This window comes from Mucilaginibacter sp. KACC 22773, from assembly GCF_028736215.1.
Lineage (GTDB): Bacteria > Bacteroidota > Bacteroidia > Sphingobacteriales > Sphingobacteriaceae > Mucilaginibacter.
On the sequence record NZ_CP117883.1, the window covers coordinates 942,741 to 961,511 of the forward strand.

General features: G+C 43.1%; 21 protein-coding genes. 8 read left to right on the plus strand and 13 right to left on the minus strand.

Translation table 11 applies throughout. The features are described from left to right. The first annotated feature begins 117 nt into the window (after positions 1 to 117). Positions 118 to 1,344 (plus strand): glutamyl-tRNA reductase, encoded by a 1,227-nt coding sequence (hemA, locus tag PQ469_RS04050; protein ID WP_090643117.1) that lies wholly within the window; start codon positions 118 to 120, stop codon positions 1,342 to 1,344. A gap of 180 nt (positions 1,345 to 1,524) precedes the next feature. Here the strand turns inward: hemA and PQ469_RS04055 are convergent, their stop codons facing one another. Continuing rightward, positions 1,525 to 1,683 carry a hypothetical protein gene (locus tag PQ469_RS04055; RefSeq protein WP_177183738.1) on the minus strand — a complete coding sequence of 53 codons (159 nt, stop codon included), beginning with the start codon at positions 1,681 to 1,683 and terminating at the stop codon, positions 1,525 to 1,527. A 170-nt stretch (positions 1,684 to 1,853) separates the two neighbouring features. On the opposite strand from PQ469_RS04055, the gene PQ469_RS04060 reads away from it, so the two are divergent. Further along, entirely contained in the window at positions 1,854 to 2,258 is a 405-nt protein-coding gene (locus PQ469_RS04060) for a hypothetical protein (RefSeq protein WP_090643122.1), read from the plus strand. Here the strand turns inward: PQ469_RS04060 and PQ469_RS04065 are convergent. The 4 genes from PQ469_RS04065 to PQ469_RS04080 form a co-directional block, all read right to left on the minus strand. Further along, positions 2,255 to 3,253: an ABC transporter ATP-binding protein gene (locus tag PQ469_RS04065; protein ID WP_274211832.1), complete on the minus strand. Its 999-nt coding sequence runs from the start codon at positions 3,251 to 3,253 to the stop codon at positions 2,255 to 2,257. The two genes, PQ469_RS04060 and PQ469_RS04065, sit on opposite strands and share 4 nt — an antisense overlap. 118 nt (positions 3,254 to 3,371) lie before the next feature. Next, a complete protein-coding gene (locus PQ469_RS04070; protein ID WP_274211833.1) occupies positions 3,372 to 4,220 on the minus strand; it encodes an outer membrane beta-barrel protein in 849 nt (282 codons plus the stop codon). A 30-nt stretch (positions 4,221 to 4,250) separates the two neighbouring features. Beyond that, positions 4,251 to 5,060 carry a hypothetical protein gene (locus PQ469_RS04075; protein ID WP_274211834.1) on the minus strand — a complete coding sequence of 270 codons (810 nt, stop codon included), beginning with the start codon at positions 5,058 to 5,060 and terminating at the stop codon, positions 4,251 to 4,253. Further along, a complete protein-coding gene (locus PQ469_RS04080) occupies positions 5,020 to 5,592 on the minus strand; it encodes an RNA polymerase sigma factor (protein WP_443192800.1) in 573 nt (190 codons plus the stop codon). Before PQ469_RS04080 ends, PQ469_RS04075 begins: the two co-directional genes overlap by 41 nt. Before the next feature lie 111 nt (positions 5,593 to 5,703). Here PQ469_RS04080 and PQ469_RS04085 point away from each other — a divergent pair, with 111 nt between their 5' ends. The 3 genes from PQ469_RS04085 to PQ469_RS04095 are packed head-to-tail and all read left to right on the plus strand — an operon-like array spanning position 5,704 to position 7,972. Continuing rightward, complete coding sequence (locus PQ469_RS04085; protein ID WP_274211835.1) at positions 5,704 to 6,969, plus strand: metal-dependent hydrolase family protein; 1,266 nt, start codon at positions 5,704 to 5,706, stop codon at positions 6,967 to 6,969. A 28-nt stretch (positions 6,970 to 6,997) separates the two neighbouring features. Beyond that, positions 6,998 to 7,759, plus strand: coding sequence for a hypothetical protein (locus tag PQ469_RS04090; protein ID WP_274211836.1), 762 nt, complete (start codon positions 6,998 to 7,000; stop codon positions 7,757 to 7,759). Positions 7,760 to 7,798: 39 nt separating this feature from the next. Then, positions 7,799 to 7,972, plus strand: a complete 174-nt coding sequence (locus PQ469_RS04095) for a hypothetical protein (protein WP_274211837.1) — start codon at positions 7,799 to 7,801, stop codon at positions 7,970 to 7,972. Between the two features lie 12 nt (positions 7,973 to 7,984). On the opposite strand, the gene PQ469_RS04100 is transcribed toward PQ469_RS04095, so the two are convergent. The 7 genes from PQ469_RS04100 to hemB form a co-directional block, all read right to left on the minus strand. Then, on the minus strand, positions 7,985 to 8,518 hold the full coding sequence (locus tag PQ469_RS04100; protein WP_274211838.1) for a CopD family protein: 534 nt from the start codon (positions 8,516 to 8,518) through the stop codon (positions 7,985 to 7,987). Between the two features lie 112 nt (positions 8,519 to 8,630). Next, positions 8,631 to 9,656, minus strand: a complete 1,026-nt coding sequence (gene hemE, locus PQ469_RS04105) for a uroporphyrinogen decarboxylase (RefSeq protein WP_274211839.1) — start codon at positions 9,654 to 9,656, stop codon at positions 8,631 to 8,633. A 119-nt stretch (positions 9,657 to 9,775) separates the two neighbouring features. Then, positions 9,776 to 10,300 (minus strand): tetratricopeptide repeat protein, encoded by a 525-nt coding sequence (locus PQ469_RS04110; protein ID WP_090643156.1) that lies wholly within the window; start codon positions 10,298 to 10,300, stop codon positions 9,776 to 9,778. Between the two features lie 3 nt (positions 10,301 to 10,303). Continuing rightward, positions 10,304 to 11,011: a response regulator transcription factor gene (locus PQ469_RS04115; RefSeq protein WP_090643161.1), complete on the minus strand. Its 708-nt coding sequence runs from the start codon at positions 11,009 to 11,011 to the stop codon at positions 10,304 to 10,306. A 199-nt stretch (positions 11,012 to 11,210) separates the two neighbouring features. Continuing rightward, positions 11,211 to 12,080, minus strand: coding sequence for a sensor histidine kinase (locus tag PQ469_RS04120; protein WP_090643168.1), 870 nt, complete (start codon positions 12,078 to 12,080; stop codon positions 11,211 to 11,213). A 113-nt stretch (positions 12,081 to 12,193) separates the two neighbouring features. Next, complete coding sequence (gene hemL / locus PQ469_RS04125; RefSeq protein ID WP_274211840.1) at positions 12,194 to 13,564, minus strand: glutamate-1-semialdehyde 2,1-aminomutase; 1,371 nt, start codon at positions 13,562 to 13,564, stop codon at positions 12,194 to 12,196. A 153-nt stretch (positions 13,565 to 13,717) separates the two neighbouring features. Next, on the minus strand, positions 13,718 to 14,689 hold the full coding sequence (gene hemB / locus PQ469_RS04130) for a porphobilinogen synthase (RefSeq protein ID WP_274211841.1): 972 nt from the start codon (positions 14,687 to 14,689) through the stop codon (positions 13,718 to 13,720). Positions 14,690 to 15,061: 372 nt separating this feature from the next. On the opposite strand from hemB, the gene PQ469_RS04135 reads away from it, so the two are divergent. From PQ469_RS04135 to PQ469_RS04145, 3 genes are read left to right on the plus strand one after another with little or no spacing between them, the layout of a single operon-like run. Beyond that, positions 15,062 to 15,616: a hypothetical protein gene (locus PQ469_RS04135; protein WP_274209702.1), complete on the plus strand. Its 555-nt coding sequence runs from the start codon at positions 15,062 to 15,064 to the stop codon at positions 15,614 to 15,616. A gap of 2 nt (positions 15,617 to 15,618) precedes the next feature. Then, positions 15,619 to 16,533: an IS3 family transposase gene (locus PQ469_RS04140; RefSeq protein WP_274209701.1), complete on the plus strand. Its 915-nt coding sequence runs from the start codon at positions 15,619 to 15,621 to the stop codon at positions 16,531 to 16,533. Further along, a complete protein-coding gene (locus PQ469_RS04145; RefSeq protein WP_274209700.1) occupies positions 16,497 to 16,730 on the plus strand; it encodes a hypothetical protein in 234 nt (77 codons plus the stop codon). Before PQ469_RS04140 ends, PQ469_RS04145 begins: the two co-directional genes overlap by 37 nt. A gap of 240 nt (positions 16,731 to 16,970) precedes the next feature. On the opposite strand, the gene hemC is transcribed toward PQ469_RS04145, so the two are convergent. Further along, positions 16,971 to 18,566 carry a hydroxymethylbilane synthase gene (hemC, locus tag PQ469_RS04150; RefSeq protein WP_274213809.1) on the minus strand — a complete coding sequence of 532 codons (1,596 nt, stop codon included), beginning with the start codon at positions 18,564 to 18,566 and terminating at the stop codon, positions 16,971 to 16,973. Positions 18,567 to 18,771: the final 205 nt, after the last annotated feature.

An 18,771-nucleotide genomic window follows, 5' to 3' on the forward strand; every position in this document is an offset into this window, starting at 1 on the left:
TGGTTTTTGGGGTATTTCGGCTAATTTATAACCATTCTAAATACCTCTGTTTGACAAAGTGTTGACATTGCATCCCTTTTATAGTGATATTTTTGTTCGGTCAAATTTAAAACTGCTTTGAAGTATTTAAAGGTTATTGCTTTTACACACAAACAGATTGAACTGAAGGAAATAGGAAGATTGGTGGTTTGCCAGGAAAATCTGACTGAAAAGCTTCAACAGGTTAAAACTCAATTTGGAATACCGGAAATATTCTATCTGGCTACATGTAACCGTGTGGAATTTGTTATGACTACTCCGCAAGTAGTTGATAAGGACTTTGCCAAACGTTTCATCGAAGCGTTTAACACCGAACTTTGTGAACACTCCCTGAGTACCTTCATGGATGGCGCTTCTATTTATGAAGACCAGGAAGCTATGGTGCACCTGCTGCGTACTTCATGCTCGTTAGAGAGTTTGATAGTTGGTGAAAAGGAGATACTGGCCCAGTTGCGCAAAGCATATGAACACTGTAAAGAAGCCGGACTTACCGGTGACGGCCTGCGTATGATTATGAACTGTGTGGTTAAAACAGCCAAGGAAGTTTATACCCATACCAATATTTCAAAAAACCCTATTTCGGTTGTCTCGTTAGCTTATCGTAAGCTTAAAGATTTAAACCTTTGCTCAAACGCCCGTGTGTTGATTATCGGCGCCGGCGAAACCAACCGAAATTTATCTAAATACCTGCAAAAGCATAAGTTCAGTAACTTCGCGGTTTTTAACCGGACTGTTTCGAAGGCGGCTGAACTGGCCAGAGACCTGGGCGGCGAGGCATTTGACCTGGAAGCGCTTAAGACATACAATAAGGGCTTTGACGCTATTATCACCTGTACGTCGGCAGTTGAGCCTATCATCACCACCGAAATTTACCAATCGCTGCTCAACGGCGAAACCGGCAAGAAAACTATCGTCGATCTTGCCATCCCTAATGATACCGCTCCCGAAGTTTTAGAGCAATTCCCGGTTAACTTTATCGAAGTACATTCATTAAACGAAGTTGCCAAACGTAACCTTCAGGAGCGCTATCACGAACTGGTACACGCCGAAGGTATTATTGAACAAAATATAGCCGAGTTTTTAACCCAACTGAAACAACGCCGTATTGAAGTGGCCATGCGCCAGGTGCCCGAAAAGATAAAAGAGATCCGCAACACGGCCATCAATTCTGTTTTTGCTGATGAAGTACAAAGCATGGATCAGCAATCGCGCGACATCCTGGAAAAAGTGATTAACTACATGGAGAAGAAATATATCAGTGTGCCCATGGTTATGGCTAAGGATATATTGATTAATGAAAATTGATTTAATTTTTTCATTGCTGCCGCTGGTTTAACGAAGTGCAACCTGTTGTAATCATAAATTAAGCTTCCAGCTTAATTTTACTCGATTTTTTATAGAAAAATCAATAAGCATCAAATCAAATTGATATTCATAATAAAAGCCGGATAAATCCAGCCTTTTATTTATCGATCTAAAATGTCATTATTTTTTACTCTCAGGTAATACTATTTTACTAACGGCTATCTTAGCCTCTTCCGCTTTTTTTACAAAAAAAGGATCATTAGCATGACTTTTAATATTGTTGCTTAAAATCGCACCTCTGTAACCTTTTTGGGTACTCGCTTTTTTTTCTGTTGCCATAATTACCTCCTCTATTCAAATTTACAGTTCCATTTTCTTTTCACCAAGAACGCTTCATAATTGACGTTTGATAGCCGCCGCGAGTTATACTTCGTGACATTCCCGGCAGCAAATTTATTTTAATTTTTGGCCGATTATTACTAATTTCCCAACCTAAACCAAGTCATTCTATGTCTGAAACCGTTACTGTTGATGAAGCGTTAAAAAAGGGTCAACGTATGATAAATTACCCTGTTATCGCAATACAGATAGTCGGATTTGGAGCTGCGTATTATTTAACAACATTTCCCACTCTTCCTCAGTGGATAGCTTTGATTGTTTTCTTATCAGGATTTACGGGAGCCTGGCTTTATTGGAGTTTTAAAATTACAAAATGGAAATTGTGGGCATTCAAGAATGTTGACGATGTGTACGATTTAAAATATAGGGCAATAAAGGGAAAGCTAATTTGGCCCGATGGTAGCATTTGGGAAAAAACGGAGATTTGGTCAGCTGCCGACAAAAAGAAATGGATCCAGCTTCAGGAACGGTTTATTGAATATGATGAATTTGATGACTCACATGATGTTCACTAATACTCTAACCACTTCCAAAACCTTACAGATACCATATCGCCTTCTTTATAACTATCGGGTTCGCCGTTGGATACGCGGAGCTGTACGCCTTCTTTTTCGATTATCAGGTCTTCATAAAACCCACGGAAAAGGATTTGTTTTATTGCCCAGCTTTTGGTTGATGAGATCAGTTTTATCCTTATCCAGTCGGGGTAAATTACCACATGGTCTTTTATGGTTTCGATACCGCAAATCTGCGCGTTGGCAGCGCTAAGTACGTTACAGTTGCTTAACAGTTGGGCTGTATACAAATGTTGCGGGTGTTGATACAACGTTTTTGGATGCCCCTGCTCCACAATTTGCCCGTTTTTTATCACCACCAGTTCATCGGCCATAGATAGCACCTCGGCCGGGTCATGCGATACCATGATCACCGTAATGCCAAGCTCTTTTACAATTTGCCTGATGTCCTGCTGCAAGCCCTCGCGGAACGAAGTGTCCACCTGGTTAAAGGGCTCATCGAGTAATAAAACCTGCGGGCGGGTAATTATGGCCCTTGCAATGGCTACACGCTGCTTCTCGCCGCCACTCAGGTCGGCCACCCGTTTGTCGGCCATGTGGAACATGTTAAGCTGTGTTAAAATTTGCTCGGTTTTTTCCTTTTTGGCTTTTAGGTCGGTTGCCGGCAGCATGGCCGCTACGTTATCCCAAACTTTGGCAAACAGGTTCAGGTCATCTGTGTGTTGGGTAACCATTTTCATGGCATCGTGGCCGGGAATCAGTTTTTCTTCAGGCCCCCAGATGCGTTCGCCTTTAAATTTAACAATGCCTTCATCAGGAGAAAGCAATCCGTATAATAATCGCAGCAGGGTGCTTTTTCCGCTGCCGCTTTCGCCAATAATAGCCGTTATTTTTCCGGGCTGGATAGAAATATCTGTAGTTTTAACACCGGCCGCCTGTTTACCGGGATATATTTTACTTACTGCAATGGCCTGCAAAAAAGGAGTGTCTGACATTGAGGCAAAGATAGTAGGATTTGGTGAATGGTTGGTTAGGTTAAGCGGTTGATTGAGTTGAGTAAGTTTCTAAAACCCAATCAACCCAATCCAACTCAATCAACCACTCACCACTTCATTAAAATCCCAGCGTCAATCCAAAGCTAAAGTTCCTCAACCCTTCCTGGGCGGGGCTGTTTTCAAACATATCGTTAAAGTAGTACTTGGCGTAGATGCCCATAATGCCGTAACCCATGCGGATGAATGCGCCTTTGCGTAGTTTAGCAAAGTGATAATCGTCGTCAAATTTTTGCTTGCCGCGTTCTTCACTTATTTGTTTTACGCGTCCGTTAAGCAGGATGCCAACCTCGGGGCCAACAACCAGGCGAAAGTAATTGCCACGGCTATCCTCATGACTGCGGTAGTAAAACGATAATGGTATGCGCAGGTAGCTTGACGAAAACCGGTTTTTGCTGAAGTGGATGCTATCCGGCACATACGTTAACACGGGTGCATTGCGTTGTATGGTAATATCCTGGCGCAAACGGATGTTGGTCCAATCAAACCCACCCGAAACATATATTTTGAAGGCGCTGTTAAAACGGTAACCAAACTGCACCACATCAAAACCAAAGTTGGCTGTTTTGGCCTGGCGATAACTCAGAAACTGGTTATTGGGCGACAGGGTAAAGCTGCCATGGTCAAGCAAAGTGGCAAAACCAAGGTCGATCCTTGAAAAAGTAATGCCGAAAGAAAAACCAGGGGCCTTAGTCCGTCGAACTTTGGTAGTATCGTTGGTGTACGGCGATACATATGGTGCATCATGGCCAAGCCCTAATTTAACTTTGATATGTTTTTTGGTTACAATAGTGGTATCTGTACCGGTTTTGGTCGAGTCGACTATAGTGGTTGTGGTAGTTGTGGTGGTTTGGGCAAAGCCGTAGCTTGCTGCAACGCATAGCATTGCCGTTAAAATTAAACGTTTCATATTATCGGGTATATATTTTTTCTTTAGATTTTATTTTTCTTTTTTCACTTTAATAATGCCCAGGTTTACGCCGGTAATGGTGGCATCGTCCTCATCGGTATTGCTAAATTCAATGATCTTATCCTTACGTTTATCAACAGCGGCAATCATCACATTAAATACATCACCTAAACTGCGAATTTTATGCTTTTTTGCTGGTGTCGCTGGCTTAATAGTTGTCGCTTCTGTTGGGGCGACGGGCGATTTAATACTTGCAAAAACCGGGGTTTCGCCAATATGTTTTGAGAATGGCCTGGTAACTGTGTCTGGCTGTACCGCAATTTTTACTTCCTGCTTATTAGTTGCCGATGCTAATACCGGCTGCTGATCGTCAGGCTTTGCAATATCCTGGGTAGGCGGGGCTGCAACCGGGGCTGCTATAATCGCTTTTTTATTCCCTTTGTGTATGCTGGCAGCTGCTAAACTGTTAGCAGGCGCTGCCATCGCTTTTTCCGGCTGTTTATCGGCAGAAGTTTCAGGCTGTGTTGCCTGGGTTGGCCCGGCAGCCGTTTTGGGCTTTATCGGATGGCTAACACCTGCCAGCCCATCTTTTTTAGGGCTGATCGTTTTTACTTCTTTAGGGATAAATAAAACACCGGCGGTTATTAATAAAACTGCGGCTGCAGCAATACTCAGGTATGGCAGCCATACCTTTTTGCGTTTGCCTGCATCCAATTCGCCGGTAATCCCTGTCCACACGTTTGCAGATGGTTCTATCTCGTAATCGTTTAATGCCGATTGAAATAGCTTGTCCAGATCCTTATCCTGCATATCCATAGCTTTTGCTCTCCATTTTTGCAATTTGTTCTTTTAATATCGTTCTGGCCCTTGATAGCTGCGATTTTGATGCCCCTTCGGTAATGCCTACAATTTCGGCAATTTCTTTGTGTGCATAACCCTCTAAAGCATACAGGTTAAATACGATGCGATAACCCGGTGCCAGTTGCTGTATCAGCCCCATCAGCACTTTGGCATCAAGGTTGGCGGCAGCTATCGGGTTAACCGATGGTTCGGTGCCTGCATCGTCTATATCAACCACCTGCATCATTTTATGGTGCTTGCGATAGTATTCAATAGAACTATGTACCATAATGCGCCTTACCCAACCTTCAAATGATCCATCTGCCCGGTAATCAGCCATTTTGCCAAAAACTTTTATAAACCCGTTTTGCAGCATGTCTTCGGCCTCCATTCTATCGGTAGCGTATCGCATACACACGGCCAGCATTTTACCGGCCAATTGTTTGTATAACAATTCCTGTGCCTTACGTTCGCCCGCTTTGCAGCGTTCAACCAATTGTTCGATAGTATATTTAGGTTCCAAAAACATCATTTAAAAGTAAGATGGTAACCTGGGGCAAATGGTTGCATGGGGTTTGAAATATTTTTCAATTATCGATTTACGGCTTTTTATCTCCTATAAAGTAAGCTATCTTTATTTATAATGAAGAAAACAATAGCCACAATAATACTCCTCATTTTTTGCCTGCCCATATTTGCCCAAAAAACAGAAGCCTATATATTACTTAAACCCGACCGTGTTTTCGACGGTGAGCAGATGCACCCTGGTTGGTGGGTACTGGTAAAAGGTAATCACATCGAAGCGGCAGGGGAGCCCGCTACCATAAAAATACCCGACAATACTAAGGTGATTGACCTGAAGGGCACAACCCTGATGCCCGGACTAATTGAAGGGCACTCGCACCTTTTCCTGCATCCGTATAACGAGACTGCCTGGAACGACCAGGTACTTGGTGAAAGCCGTGCCGAGCGTACCGCCCGTGCAGTTAACCATGCCCGCGCGACTTTGATGGCGGGATTTACCACAGTGCGCGACCTGGGAACCGAAGGCGCCGCCTATGATGATGCTGGCTTAAAAACTGCGATTGAAAAAGGCATAATCCCCGGCCCCAGGATGTTGATGGCCACCCGGGCAATTGTAGCCACCGGCAGTTATGGCCCTAAAACAGAAGTTGCCGAAGCCAGCATAATTAAAGGTGGCGAAGAAGCTGATGGCATTGATGGTATAACCAGGGTGGTGCGGTCACAAATTGGCCATGGTGCAGATGTAGTGAAAATTTATGTGGACTATCGATGGGGACTAAACGGTACCGCAGCTCCCACCTTTACTGAAGAAGAGTTGAAGGTAGCTGTACAGGTAGCCAAGAGCAGCGGCCGCACGGTTGCTGTACATGCGTCAACTACCGAAGGCATGCGCCGGGCCATAGCGGCAGGTGTAACTACCATTGAGCATGGCGACGGCGGCACACCAGAACTGTTTAAGCTGATGAAAGAAAAAGGCATAGCTTTATGCCCAACCCTCAACGCCACCGAATCAATTTCGGGCTACAAAGGCTGGAAGAAGGGCATCGACCCGGACCCCGCAGTAGTAAAGCAAAAGCATTACATTTTTACCGAAGCATTAAAGGCCGGTGTTACCATTTGTATGGGCGGCGATGTTGGTGTATTCAGCCACGGCGATAATGCCCAGGAAATGATATTAATGGCCGAATACGGCATGAAACCCTTAGTGGTACTGCGCTCGGCAACATCGGTTAACGCCGCCGTGTTTGGATTGAAGGATTTGGGGAATATCAAGACGGGATACCTGGCAGATTTGGTTGCCGTTAATGGTAATCCGGTTGAGGATATGAAAGTTTTGAAATTGGTGAAGCTGGTGGTAAAGGATGGGTTGGTTGTAAAAGAATAATTGATATTTTTACGTACAACCATATCACATGCAATATTCAACCTTTTTTAAAAAGCAATCAGCAGCTCTTATCGATATTTACCAGGAGCGTTTCACAAAAACTATCTGGCAGGCTGTTTTATTGACAAGCATTAGCTTTATAATAACGGCGGTAATTTCAAATTATACCCAGTATGATCAAAGTGCAAAAAACATCCCCGTAAGTTTATTGAGTTTTTTCAGTCTCCGTTTTAGTTTCAATGAAACTTATAGCATAGTTGATAATGCTAAGGCCATTTTTATTTTTTTTGTGTCCATCTTTTCAATTAGCCAGGTTGGCAAGGTAACGTTTAAGAATATAGCCTGTTTAGCAGCGATATTGTTTATATGTTGTTTGTTAGACCTGTCATTTTTCCAGTTAAAAGGACAACTTCACCACGGCATAGACAACCGGTATTTGGAAAGATGGAGTAGTGCGGTCATTTATATTTTAAGGCTTTACGTGCCTTTAGTGTTATTTGCCTTAACCATCCAAATTTGTACTTCCGGGGCAAAGTTTAATGCCAGGAACATTGTTTTCCTGTTTATCACATTGTATTTTTTTAACGAGATGACCTTTTTAGTGATATCGTTAGTGAGGACTTGTGTTTTTGAATTGTTACTATGCCTGTTTGATTCAAAAACATCACATTTTATTGCAGAAAGTATTTTAGGTGCCGGATTGATGGCATTGTTTGTTGTAGGCTATCATTGCGCTATGACCCGTCCTTTTGTTTTAGGAGAAGATGCTGAAGAAAGCGTTGAAGCTTAAGTAAAAATATTAAATTATTCGCCGTATTTTTGATTAACTATGAAAGTTAAAGTAGATACAGAATTACTGAAAAAAGCCCGAAAAGTTACCGGGCTAAAATCTGATAAGGTGATGGTTGAAAATGCTTTACAATTGTTTATCACCCTTGAAAACCAAAAAGGATTATTGAATTTGTGGGGTAAGGTCAAATTCAATGACGATTCACATGAATAGAAGTTGTTTAAGTTACTTCTTCTCCCTAAACCGCTTATAAATTTTCACCGCGATCATCAGGATCACCCCCAGCGATACTATTCCCACAACTCCAAATATCCAGCTTAAGCCATCTTTTTTTACTGCAAGAAAAACTATTGCGAAAAGTAAAATGGTGGCCAACTCATTCCACAGGCGTAATTGGGTTGATGTCCATTTAAAAATACCTTTACGCATTTGCTTCATTTTGTGCTGGCAGATGTAGTGGTAAATTATAAGCCCGGTAACAAAACCAAGTTTTATTGGAAGCCACGCCATCAGCATAAAGCCAGGCTTTATATAAACCATGGTTATCCCTGCGGCCAGTACCAGGAACATGGAGGGCACAGTTATAATATACCATAGCTTTTTCTCCATAATCTCGAACTGGGCCGATAGGATACTGCGGTCAGGCTCGGGCTTGGCTTGTGCCTCGGTATGGTAAATAAACAGGCGCACCATATAAAAAAGCCCCGCCATCCAGCAGACTACAAAAATGATGTGTATGGCGAGAACGTATTCGTACATGATGGCGTTTCAGTATGTCATTGCGAGGAACGAAGCAATCGCGGACTGTGCGAGGCTGACATAGCATGGCTACGAGATTGCCACGCTATCGCTCGCAATGACATACTTGTTTTTAGTTTCTGTATTCCTTTATAATTTCTACCGCGTATTTCACATTATCAAATGGGATATCAGGCATAATGCCGTGGCCCAGGTTGAAAATGAAGCCGGGCTCGTCCTTCATCCGGTCGAACAGGCGGTATATACGGTCTTTAATTACTTTTTTATCAGCATAAAGTATATGCGGATCAAGGTTACCCTGTACGGCTACACCGGCAGGTAAACGTTTTTTGATATCCAGCAAATCAACATTCCAGTCTATCGATACCACATCAGGCTTAGCCTCGGCCATTAGCGGCGCAAAAACCGAGCTGCCCTTACAGAACGATATCACCGGGATATCCTTACGGTTAAGCTTGCTGATAATCTGCTGGATGTAATAGTGGCTAAACTCTTTATAATCATCCCACGCCAAAGCCTGTGCCCAGCTATCGAAGATCTGAACAGCGTTAACGCCTGCTTCAATCTGCAGGTTTAAATAATCGGCAGTAACGGTTGCTATTTTTGATAACAACTGATGCGCCATTGCCGGCTCATTGTGCAGCATCAGTTTGGTGAGCTTAAAATCTTTCGACGATCCGCCTTCAACCAGGTAGCTCATCACTGTAAATGGCGCTCCTGCAAAACCAATCAGCGGAATGCTGCCATTCAAACGCTGCTGAATCACTTTTATGGCATCCGCAACATATTGTAATTTATCGCCTACATCGGTTTGCAGGTTATCAATATCTTTTTGGGTACGTACCGGGTTAGCAAACTTAGGGCCGGTGCCTGCGTTGAAACTCAAATCGCCGCCCATAGCCTCGCCGGTAACCAGTATGTCCGAAAACAGGATGGCACCGTCAATACCTAATAAATTAACCGGCAACATGGTAACATCGGCAGCAAGTTCCGGTGTTTTGCACATTTCCAAAAAGGAATACTTGTTTTTAATATCCCAATATTCTTTCATGAAACGGCCGGCCTGGCGCATCATCCATACCGGTGGTCGTTCTGTTTTTTCGGAAAAAGCTGCTTTTATTAATAACGAATCTCTCATATCTTATAGGAGAGTCAAGAATCAAGAGTCAAGAGTTAAGACTTTTTGAATTGCAGATAGCAGAGTTAGATGCCATGTGCAAGGTTCTTGTCTTGATTCTTGATTCTTGACTCTTGACTCTATTTTTTTGTTTTAATCTCCTTGTGAAGTTTGTTTATAACATCCTTCATTTTGGCGGTAATTTTATCGGCATGCTGCTCGGCCAATTGCAGGTAGGCTTGGGCTTTATCATAATCATTATGCCTTATACTTATATTGGCCACCGTCACCAACGCGGCCACATGGTCATTTACAGATCGCAGCGGGTATTGGGCTGCAATCTCATAATGTTTTTCGGCTGCTTTAAAATCCTGTTTTTGCACACAAATACCGCCGTAAATAAATTCATAATAACCCCGGCGCTTTTTACTGAGCCATTCGGGCTTACTGATTTCTTTTAACGAGGCTTCTGCCTTATCAAATTCTTTATGGTGAAAATATTTGGCTGCAACAACCAGGGTGCCCTGTTTAAAGTAATCCCATATTAGTAACAAAATCATCAAAACAGCAACAGCCGCAAGCTCATAAATGCGCAGGTACAATAACAAGCCTAACGATAGCAGGAAAACAAATGCAATAAATATGCGCACCCGGTTACTGAACATTAATTAGTGCTGATTATCGGTAAATTTATAGCCTACACCGCGGATGGAGTGAAAATAAACCGGGTTTTTAGGATCTGGTTCAAAATACTTACGGAAGGTTAGGATAAAGTTATCGATAGTACGGGTTGATGGGTATACATCATAGTTCCAAACAGTTTCCAGTATCTGCTCGCGCGATACCGCATCGTTACGGCGCTCAATTAAAAGCTTCAGTAACATGGTTTCTTTTTTGGTAAGCGGAGTAATAGAACCATCTTCATTCACCAGCTCAAACGAGTTAAAGTGGATGGTTTTTTCGCCTATTTTGTAGCTGTTAAACTCCTTAAGGTCATCGCCTTTCAGGCTGCGTTTTACCAGGTTGTTCACCCGTAAAATAAGCTCTTCCAGGTTAAAGGGTTTGGTTAAATAATCGTCGGCACCTTTTTTAAGGCCCGAAATTTTATCCTCATTGGTGTTTTTGGCTGTCAGGAACATGATAGGTACCTCGGTATTTTCAAGGCGGATGGTTTCTGCAACCACGAAGCCGTCAATTTCGGGCATCATTACATCTAATATAACCAGGTTAAAGCGCTCTTCTTTAAATAATTGCAAAGCCTTTTTACCATTTTTAGCTGTCGAAACTTTATAACCCTCCAGCTCCAGGTTAAGTTTAATGGCTTCCAACAAATGCTCTTCGTCTTCGGCTAATAGAATTCTTTTTTTGTTAGGCATCGTCTGACTCATAATTTTAATACACTAATTTTAATAAACACGAATGGTCACGAATTAACTCGAATTACACGAATTTTAATTAAACACGAATCTCACTAATTAATCGAATCACACAAATTTCTCATTCAAAATATATAAGCAGGTTGGTGAAAATTAGTCATATTCGTGAAATTCGTGCTATTTAAATTCGTGTTATTTATTATCCAAATACAACTTCAAAAATACTACCAGCGGGGCGGTTGTCTTTCACCTTAATACTGGCATGGTGCTTATCCAGCACCTCTTTTACTATATACAGGCCCAGGCCGGTTCCTTTGGTATTGCGGGTTTCCTCGCTGCCTACACGGTAAAAACGGTCAAAAATACGGGCTTTTTCGTTATCGGCTATGCCAATGCCCTGGTCGGCTACCTCCAGGTATACCTTATCATCTTTTGAAAATAACTTAACAACCACTGCCGAGCACGGGCTGGAATATTTTACAGCATTCTCGATTAAATTGGTTACCACAGATGTAAGCGCAAACTTATCGCCGGTGATTTCAATTTTGGGTTCAATCTCGGCATCGATAATCATTTGGTTGCAATCGCATTTGCTGATTTGCAAACGGTTTACAATGCTATCTACCAAAACCGAAAGGTTGAAGCTGGCTTTAGGGAACGTGTACGACTGGTTTTCTATTTTGGAGGCCAGCAACATATTCTCAACCATATCATCCAGCCGCTCAACATCGTTAAGCGATTTATCGATAAAATCCAACACCTGTTCTCTGGTCAGGCTACGTTTCTGGATAGTTTGCAGTAATATTTTGATAGAAGCCAACGGCGATTTCAACTCATGTGTCACCGATAGTAAAAAATTCTTTTTTTGCTCCTGCAGCTTACGTTCCTTATTAATGGTTTTATGCAGACTAACGGCCCCCAACGTAAATACCAATATAAACATCGATCCCTCGCATAATACCATACTGATAGGCCTTGCGTGAGGCGTTACCAGCATATACCCCCACCATACCAGTTGAGCAACGGCATAGATGATGAGCGCGTAAAAAATTACAAATGTCCTTTTCATTTCAGTTATCAGTGGGCAGTTGCCAGTTTGCAGTTATCAGTTTAAACTTGGGCGGTTGTAAGTTTGCAGTTATGCTTTTTTTTAATGCTAACTGTCAACTAAAAACTGCCAACTTATTTTCCGTTAAATACCAAATCTAAGCTATCAAAAATAGCGCGTTTGGTTTTTTCTAAATCAATTTTTGTATGTGCCGATGATATAAAGCCAACTTCGTAACCTGATGGCCCCAGGTAAATACCCCGGTTTATCAGTTCGCGGTGGAATTTTTTGAATTTTTCCATGCTTGCTGCATCAATATCTTCGGCTTTACGAATATACTCTTTATCTGTAAAAGCAAACCAGAATATCGATCCGATACCAAACACCTTAAATTTATAATTACGAGCCGTAGCAAAACGCTGGATGGCCTCGGTAAATTCTTCTCTTTTATTATTCAGGTCGCGGTAAAAACCCATGCGCAAAAGCTCGGTCAGTTGGGCGATACCTGCAGCCATGGCTACCGGGTTGCCAGATAATGTACCGGCCTGGTAAACGCCGCCATCGGGCGATACATTGCCCATAATTTCGGCCGATGCGCCATAACAGCCAACAGGCAAACCACCGCCAATGATTTTGCCATAGGTAATAATATCCGGCTTAATCTGGTAATAGCCTGCCGCGCCTTCGAAACCAACGCGGAAACCCGAGATTACTTCATCAAATATAAGCAGCGTGCCGTTTTGGGTACATATGTCGCGCAAAAACTGCAGGTATTCTTTTTCCTGTAACAGCAAACCGTTATTGGCCGGGATAGGTTCGATGATGATGGCTGCAATCTGGTCTTTAAATTCATTAAAAGCCAGGGTAAGGGCTTCTTTATCGTTCAGGGATACTACGATGGTTTCGTCAACAAAGGCCTTTGGTACGCCTGCAGATGAGGTTTCGCCAAAGGTAACCAGGCCCGATCCCGCCTTTACCAATAAAGCATCGGTATGGCCGTGATAACAACCTTCAAATTTCAGGATCTTATCGCGTTTGGTATAACCCCTTGCCAACCTGATGGCCGACATAACCGCTTCGGTACCCGAGCTTACAAAGCGTAGTTTTTCAATAAATTTATTGTTCTTCAGAATCAGTTCGGCAAGTTCATTTTCGAGGGCGGTTGGTGCACCAAACGACATGCCGTTTTGCATTACCTCTATAACCTTCTCCCGTACTTTGGTATTGTTATGACCAAGGATGAGCGGGCCCCAGGAGCAGCAGTAGTCAATAAACTCGTTGCCGTCGGCATCCCAAATGTGACTGCCATCGCCTTTTTGAATAAACAATGGCGTACCATATACCGATTTAAATGCCCTTACCGGCGAGTTAACCCCACCCGGAAAGTAAGTTTTAGCCTTGGCATAAAGCTCGGCACTTTTCTCCCTGCTAATATCAGGCTTCCCCGTAGTATTCACCGGTTCATTAGCCTCGCCCGAAAACATCTTTTTTATTGAATCTAACATTTTTATATTTTTCCAACCGTCATTGCGAGGTACGAAGCAATCCCCGATTTGCAAATCCACCCTGTATAGTTTGGGATTGCTTCGTGCCTCGCAATGACGGCGTTTTATAGTATTTTTTACCTTTCAGCTTTCGCCTTTAATCTTTTACCTCTGTTAAAGCCATTTATTCTCCAAAACTTCCTTGGCATGATACGTCAATATCGCGGTTGCGCCTGCCCGGCGGATGCTGGTAAGCACCTCGGTTATGGCGCGCTGCTCATTGAGCCAGCCGCGTTGCACAGCGGCTTTTATCATGGCGTATTCGCCGCTTACATTGTAAGCGGCTACGGGTAGTTCGGTATTATCTTTTATTAGTTTTATCACATCCAGGTAGGGCAGGGCCGGTTTTACCATTAAAAAGTCGGCGCCTTCCAACTCGTCTAAGTTAGCCTCTATCAATGCCTCGCGCTGGTTGGCCGGGTTCATCTGGTAAGTTTTTTTATCACCAAACTTGGGCGCCGAATTTAAAGCATCTCTGAACGGCCCATAAAAAGCGCTTGCATACTTGGCCGAATACGACATGATAGAAACGTTGGTAAAGCCATTTTGGTCCAATACATTCCTGATATATCTTACCCGGCCATCCATCATGTCTGATGGGGCAATAATATCGGCACCGCATTGTGCGTGTGCCAGCGCCATTTTACCTAAAACTTCCAGCGTTTCGTCATTCAATATTTCGCCGTTTTTAACAATGCCATCATGGCCATCGCTGCTATAAGGATCCATCGCTACATCGGTAACAACGCATGCCTCGGGAAAGTTCTTTTTTACCTCGCGGATAGCGCGCAGGTACAAGCTTTCTTCGCGGTAGCTTTCGGTCGCCATGGTATCCTTCAGGGCTTCGTCAATATTGGGGAACAAATCAAATGATTTTAAACCCAGCTTCATGCAGCTTTCAATTTCGCGCAATAAATTATCTACAGAATACCGGTAAATACCCGGCATAGATGATACTTCGCTTTTCTGATTCTCGCCATCAATAATAAACAGGGGGAATATCAAATTGGCCGCACTTATATGCGTTTCCTGCACCATTTGGCGGATTATTTCACTCTTACGGTTTCTACGTGGTCGTTGTAACATGTTATAGCTAATGCTCCGGTTTCGGGAATTGCCTTTATCGCCGGAGGCACGCAAAGTTATATAAACCCAAACAATTATGGCCCCTCTAAACCTATTAAAGGTAATTTATGGCGTAAGGATGATTTTACAGAATTGTATAATACAAACAAAATATTCAGGGCTTCATTTCATCTAACTGTTTGATAAGCAATGGAAACCCATAAATTGATGATGACAATAGTGTTAGTAGCCGGAAATTCTGCTCCGGCTTCACGGCGGTGTGTTTAAACACATTAGTGTTGTGTCATGTATAAATTGACAATGAAAACATACTATTAAGATGAGCGGGAGTGTTGACTCGTCCTGAAATAACTATACACTAAAAGAAAGTGTATGAAAGAAGAATCGGAACAAAAAGCGAGTCAGATTCGCCTTACTAAGCGATGTCACTTTGAAAGCAGCCTACGGAATGAGATCATAAAATTGATAGAATCAGGGACTCCGCGGAGCGTGATAGCCTATCAGTATGGCATGTCGCGGGCATCTCTGAGTAAATGGATGCGCGACCGCGGCTCGAAAGAGTACCAGGAAAAACAGCGGGGATATCATTTAAGCGACATAGAAAAAAGATCCGTCGTCCGCCAGGTTGAGCAAGGCATTCTGAAACCTTATGCAGCGAGGAAGTCATACGGACTAAGTGGAGAAACGTTAAATAAATGGCTTAAGGCCTCGTTGAAAGAAAATGCCGAACTTGCGGTTCATGAAAAGTTTGAGATGAAGGATAAAGCTGAAGGGCAGTCTGGTGTGCCGGACCCGGAAACGGAAGCTTTAAAAAAGGCTTTGGAATATGCACAGCTAAAGATCAGTGCCTTAAATACCCTTATTGATGTAGCAGAGGATCAGTTTAAGATCAAGATCAGAAAAAAAGCTGGGGCCAGGCAGTCATGATAATGAAGCAGGATTACGCGCATTTAAGCTGGGCGTTTCTATGCGGACTGTTTGGCAAAACCCGCCATGCGCACTATGATCACTTATGGAGAAACCAGGATGACTCTATCAAAGAGGAAATTATCCTGCAGCTTGTTCATGAAATAAGGAAGCCTTTACCCCGGTTAGGGACAAGAAAGATGCTTTATCTGCTTAAGCCGCAACTGGCTTCTCATCATATAGAAATCGGCAGGGACTACCTGTTTGACTTGCTTGACGCTCATAAGCTGCTGATCAGGCAGCGTAAACGAAAAGCAATCACCACCGATTCCCGGCACTGGATGCATAAGTACGCCAACCTGGTAAAGGAAATGCATATTATACGGCCGGAGGAACTTTGGGTAAGCGATATAACTTACATTCGGGTGCAAAACCAATGGGGCTACCTGTCACTGATAACAGATGCATTTTCACGTAAGATCATGGGTTATTGTTTCCGCCTGGATATGCTGGCGCTGGGGCCTATAGCGGCCTTACAGATGGCCCTGGATGTCCGCAGTTACAGCGGGCAAACCCTTACCCATCACTCTGACAGAGGGTCCCAATACTGCTCTAAGGATTATGTGGAATTGCTTGGGAACGAAACTATTTCCATCAGTATGACTGAACGGGGTGACCCGTATGAGAATGCACTGGCCGAACGAATGAATGGCATCATCAAGGGGGAGTTCGACCTGTACATCAGCCCGGTTAACTTTGAGCAGACTTATAAAAAGATCGATAGCAGTATTAAGGCATACAACGAATTGAGGCCCCATGGAAGCTGTGACTACCTGACGCCTTGCCAGGCGCATGAACAAGGTGATGTACTGAAAAAACGCTGGAAGGAATACCCGGGCAAATGGGAGAAGGAAAAGCCGCTGGCCATACCCGCCTGACAGATGAGTTATCAACAAAAAGAGGAGGTTCAGCAAAAAGAAAAAAAGAAGCAAAAAAAGAAAAACGTGTTGAAATATGGAAAACTGAAGGAGTTTCCCACATTCCAACACAACAAACAAACAACAAGTTATTTAACTTTATCTTTAAAAAAAGAACCTGTATAGTGTTTACAGGATTAACTCACAAATCTGTATAGTTATTTCAGGACGGGTCATGTAAGCAAACATGGTTAACAAAGGTTAACACAATTTTGATTTATTTTTACTTAAATATCTTATAATTAGCATTTTAACAAAAAATCATGGTTAACACATGTTAACCATGATTTTTTGCGTTTTTCGTATTCTTCCGATATAAACTTAAAGTTGCTGCTGCAATACCATTTGTCAATTCATGCATGACACTACCTACATTGCCAGTGAAACATATTAAGCTTTTAACACCTGTTGGTTAAACAGGTTGTTCCAAAAACGGCTTCGGCTAAGCCTACTTCGTCGGGCGAAAAGGGTAATGTGTACCTGGTGCCCATTTCGTCGAATTTTTTGCCAGTTGATTTACCAATGGCTATTACCTGCTGGTTGGGCTCTAACAGGTTATCCTGGAAATAGGCCTCTACGTTAGATGGGCTGGTAAAAACCAGTACATCAGCACCGGTCCCTTCTACCTGCTCTTCAATTACAGTTTCGTAAACAGTAAGGTCGATTATTTTGGTTTCGGCAGATAAGCCTTGTTGTATGCTGCGTAAAGAACCCTCGGCGCCGGGAAACAATACTTTAGTGCCGTTGGCTAATGTTGCAAAATCGGCCGCAACTTCGGCTGTATCGCCGCTCTCGCCAACGTAGGCTGCAAAGTGGCCGTTACGGCGCAAGGTATCTTCAGATCCAGAGCCCATTACACCAAATTTTACTTTATTGGATAATTGCGGCTTTAGTGCAAAGAAATACTCTACCGCATTTTTACTGCTGAAAAATATCCAGTTGATATCTCTTAAAATATAAGGATCAAGTTTATTGATGACGGGTACCGTGCGGATAAGCGAACGGGCATCTATATTGATGCCATGTTTTTCCATCGCCTTGCGGAAGTAGCTTTGCTCCGAAAGATCGCGGGTGATAAATACGCTTTGGGCCAGTTTACGGTTGGTATCAAACATGGCTACAACCTTTTGGGCAAGGCCATCAGTTGTATCCGATTTCAGGAATACCCTATCCGGGAATTCATCACCTTCATCGGCTTTTGAGGTAAATACCTGGTACACGTCATCCTCCTTGCGGCAATAGCAGCCCAGGGGCAGGTGACAGCCACCGCCAAACAGCTTCAGCACGGTACGTTCAACAGCTAATTCTTCGGCTACATCCGGGTGGTGCAGTGCTTGCAGGACTTCAAAAAGTTCCTGGTCGGCTTCACGTATCTGTATGGCCAAAGCGCCCTGTGCAGGTGCAGGGATCAGCTCGGCAGGGGTTAATTCCTCTACGTGAAATTCGCTTAAATCGATATTCAAGCGGCTTACACCGGCCTTGGCCAGCATAATAGCATCATACTTTTCGTCGCGTAGTTTACCTATGCGGGTAGGTACGTTGCCACGTAATTCTGCTATCTCCAGGTCGGGGCGGTAGGCCAGTAACTGGGCCTTGCGCCTGTTTGATGATGTGCCAACAATAGCTCCGTATTTAACAGATAGCTTTTGATGCACATCTACACAATCTTTCAATATCAGCAACAGTTCAGATGGATCTTCCCGTTCTGAAACTGCTGCGATGATGAGTCCCGGAGGGTTTTCGGTCGGCAAATCTTTATGCGAGTGTACCGCAAGGTCAATAGTGCCGGCTAATAATTCTTCTTCTAATTCTTTGGTGAAAAAACCTTTGCCTTCCAGCTTATCAAAGCTGAGGTTGAGGATACGGTCGCCCTGTGTTTTAATGATCTTTAACTCGGCGGTAATGTTGATGGCGGCAAGGCTATCTTTTACAAAATTGGCCTGCCACAGCGCCAATTCGCTGCCACGTGTTCCTATTATCAGTTTTCTGTCCAAAAGAATGATTGTTTGCAGCTGCAAATTTAATTTTTTATCAGCATGAAAAGGTACAACAACACCACGAATTTTTTCTGATTGCAACAATATGACGGTTAAGTGTGCGATAATAATGTGGTAAGTTAAAAAAACGCAAGTAAATTAATATCGAACACTGAATTCCGAATGTCAAACATCGAAGCTTTTCTTTCATTATTCGATATTG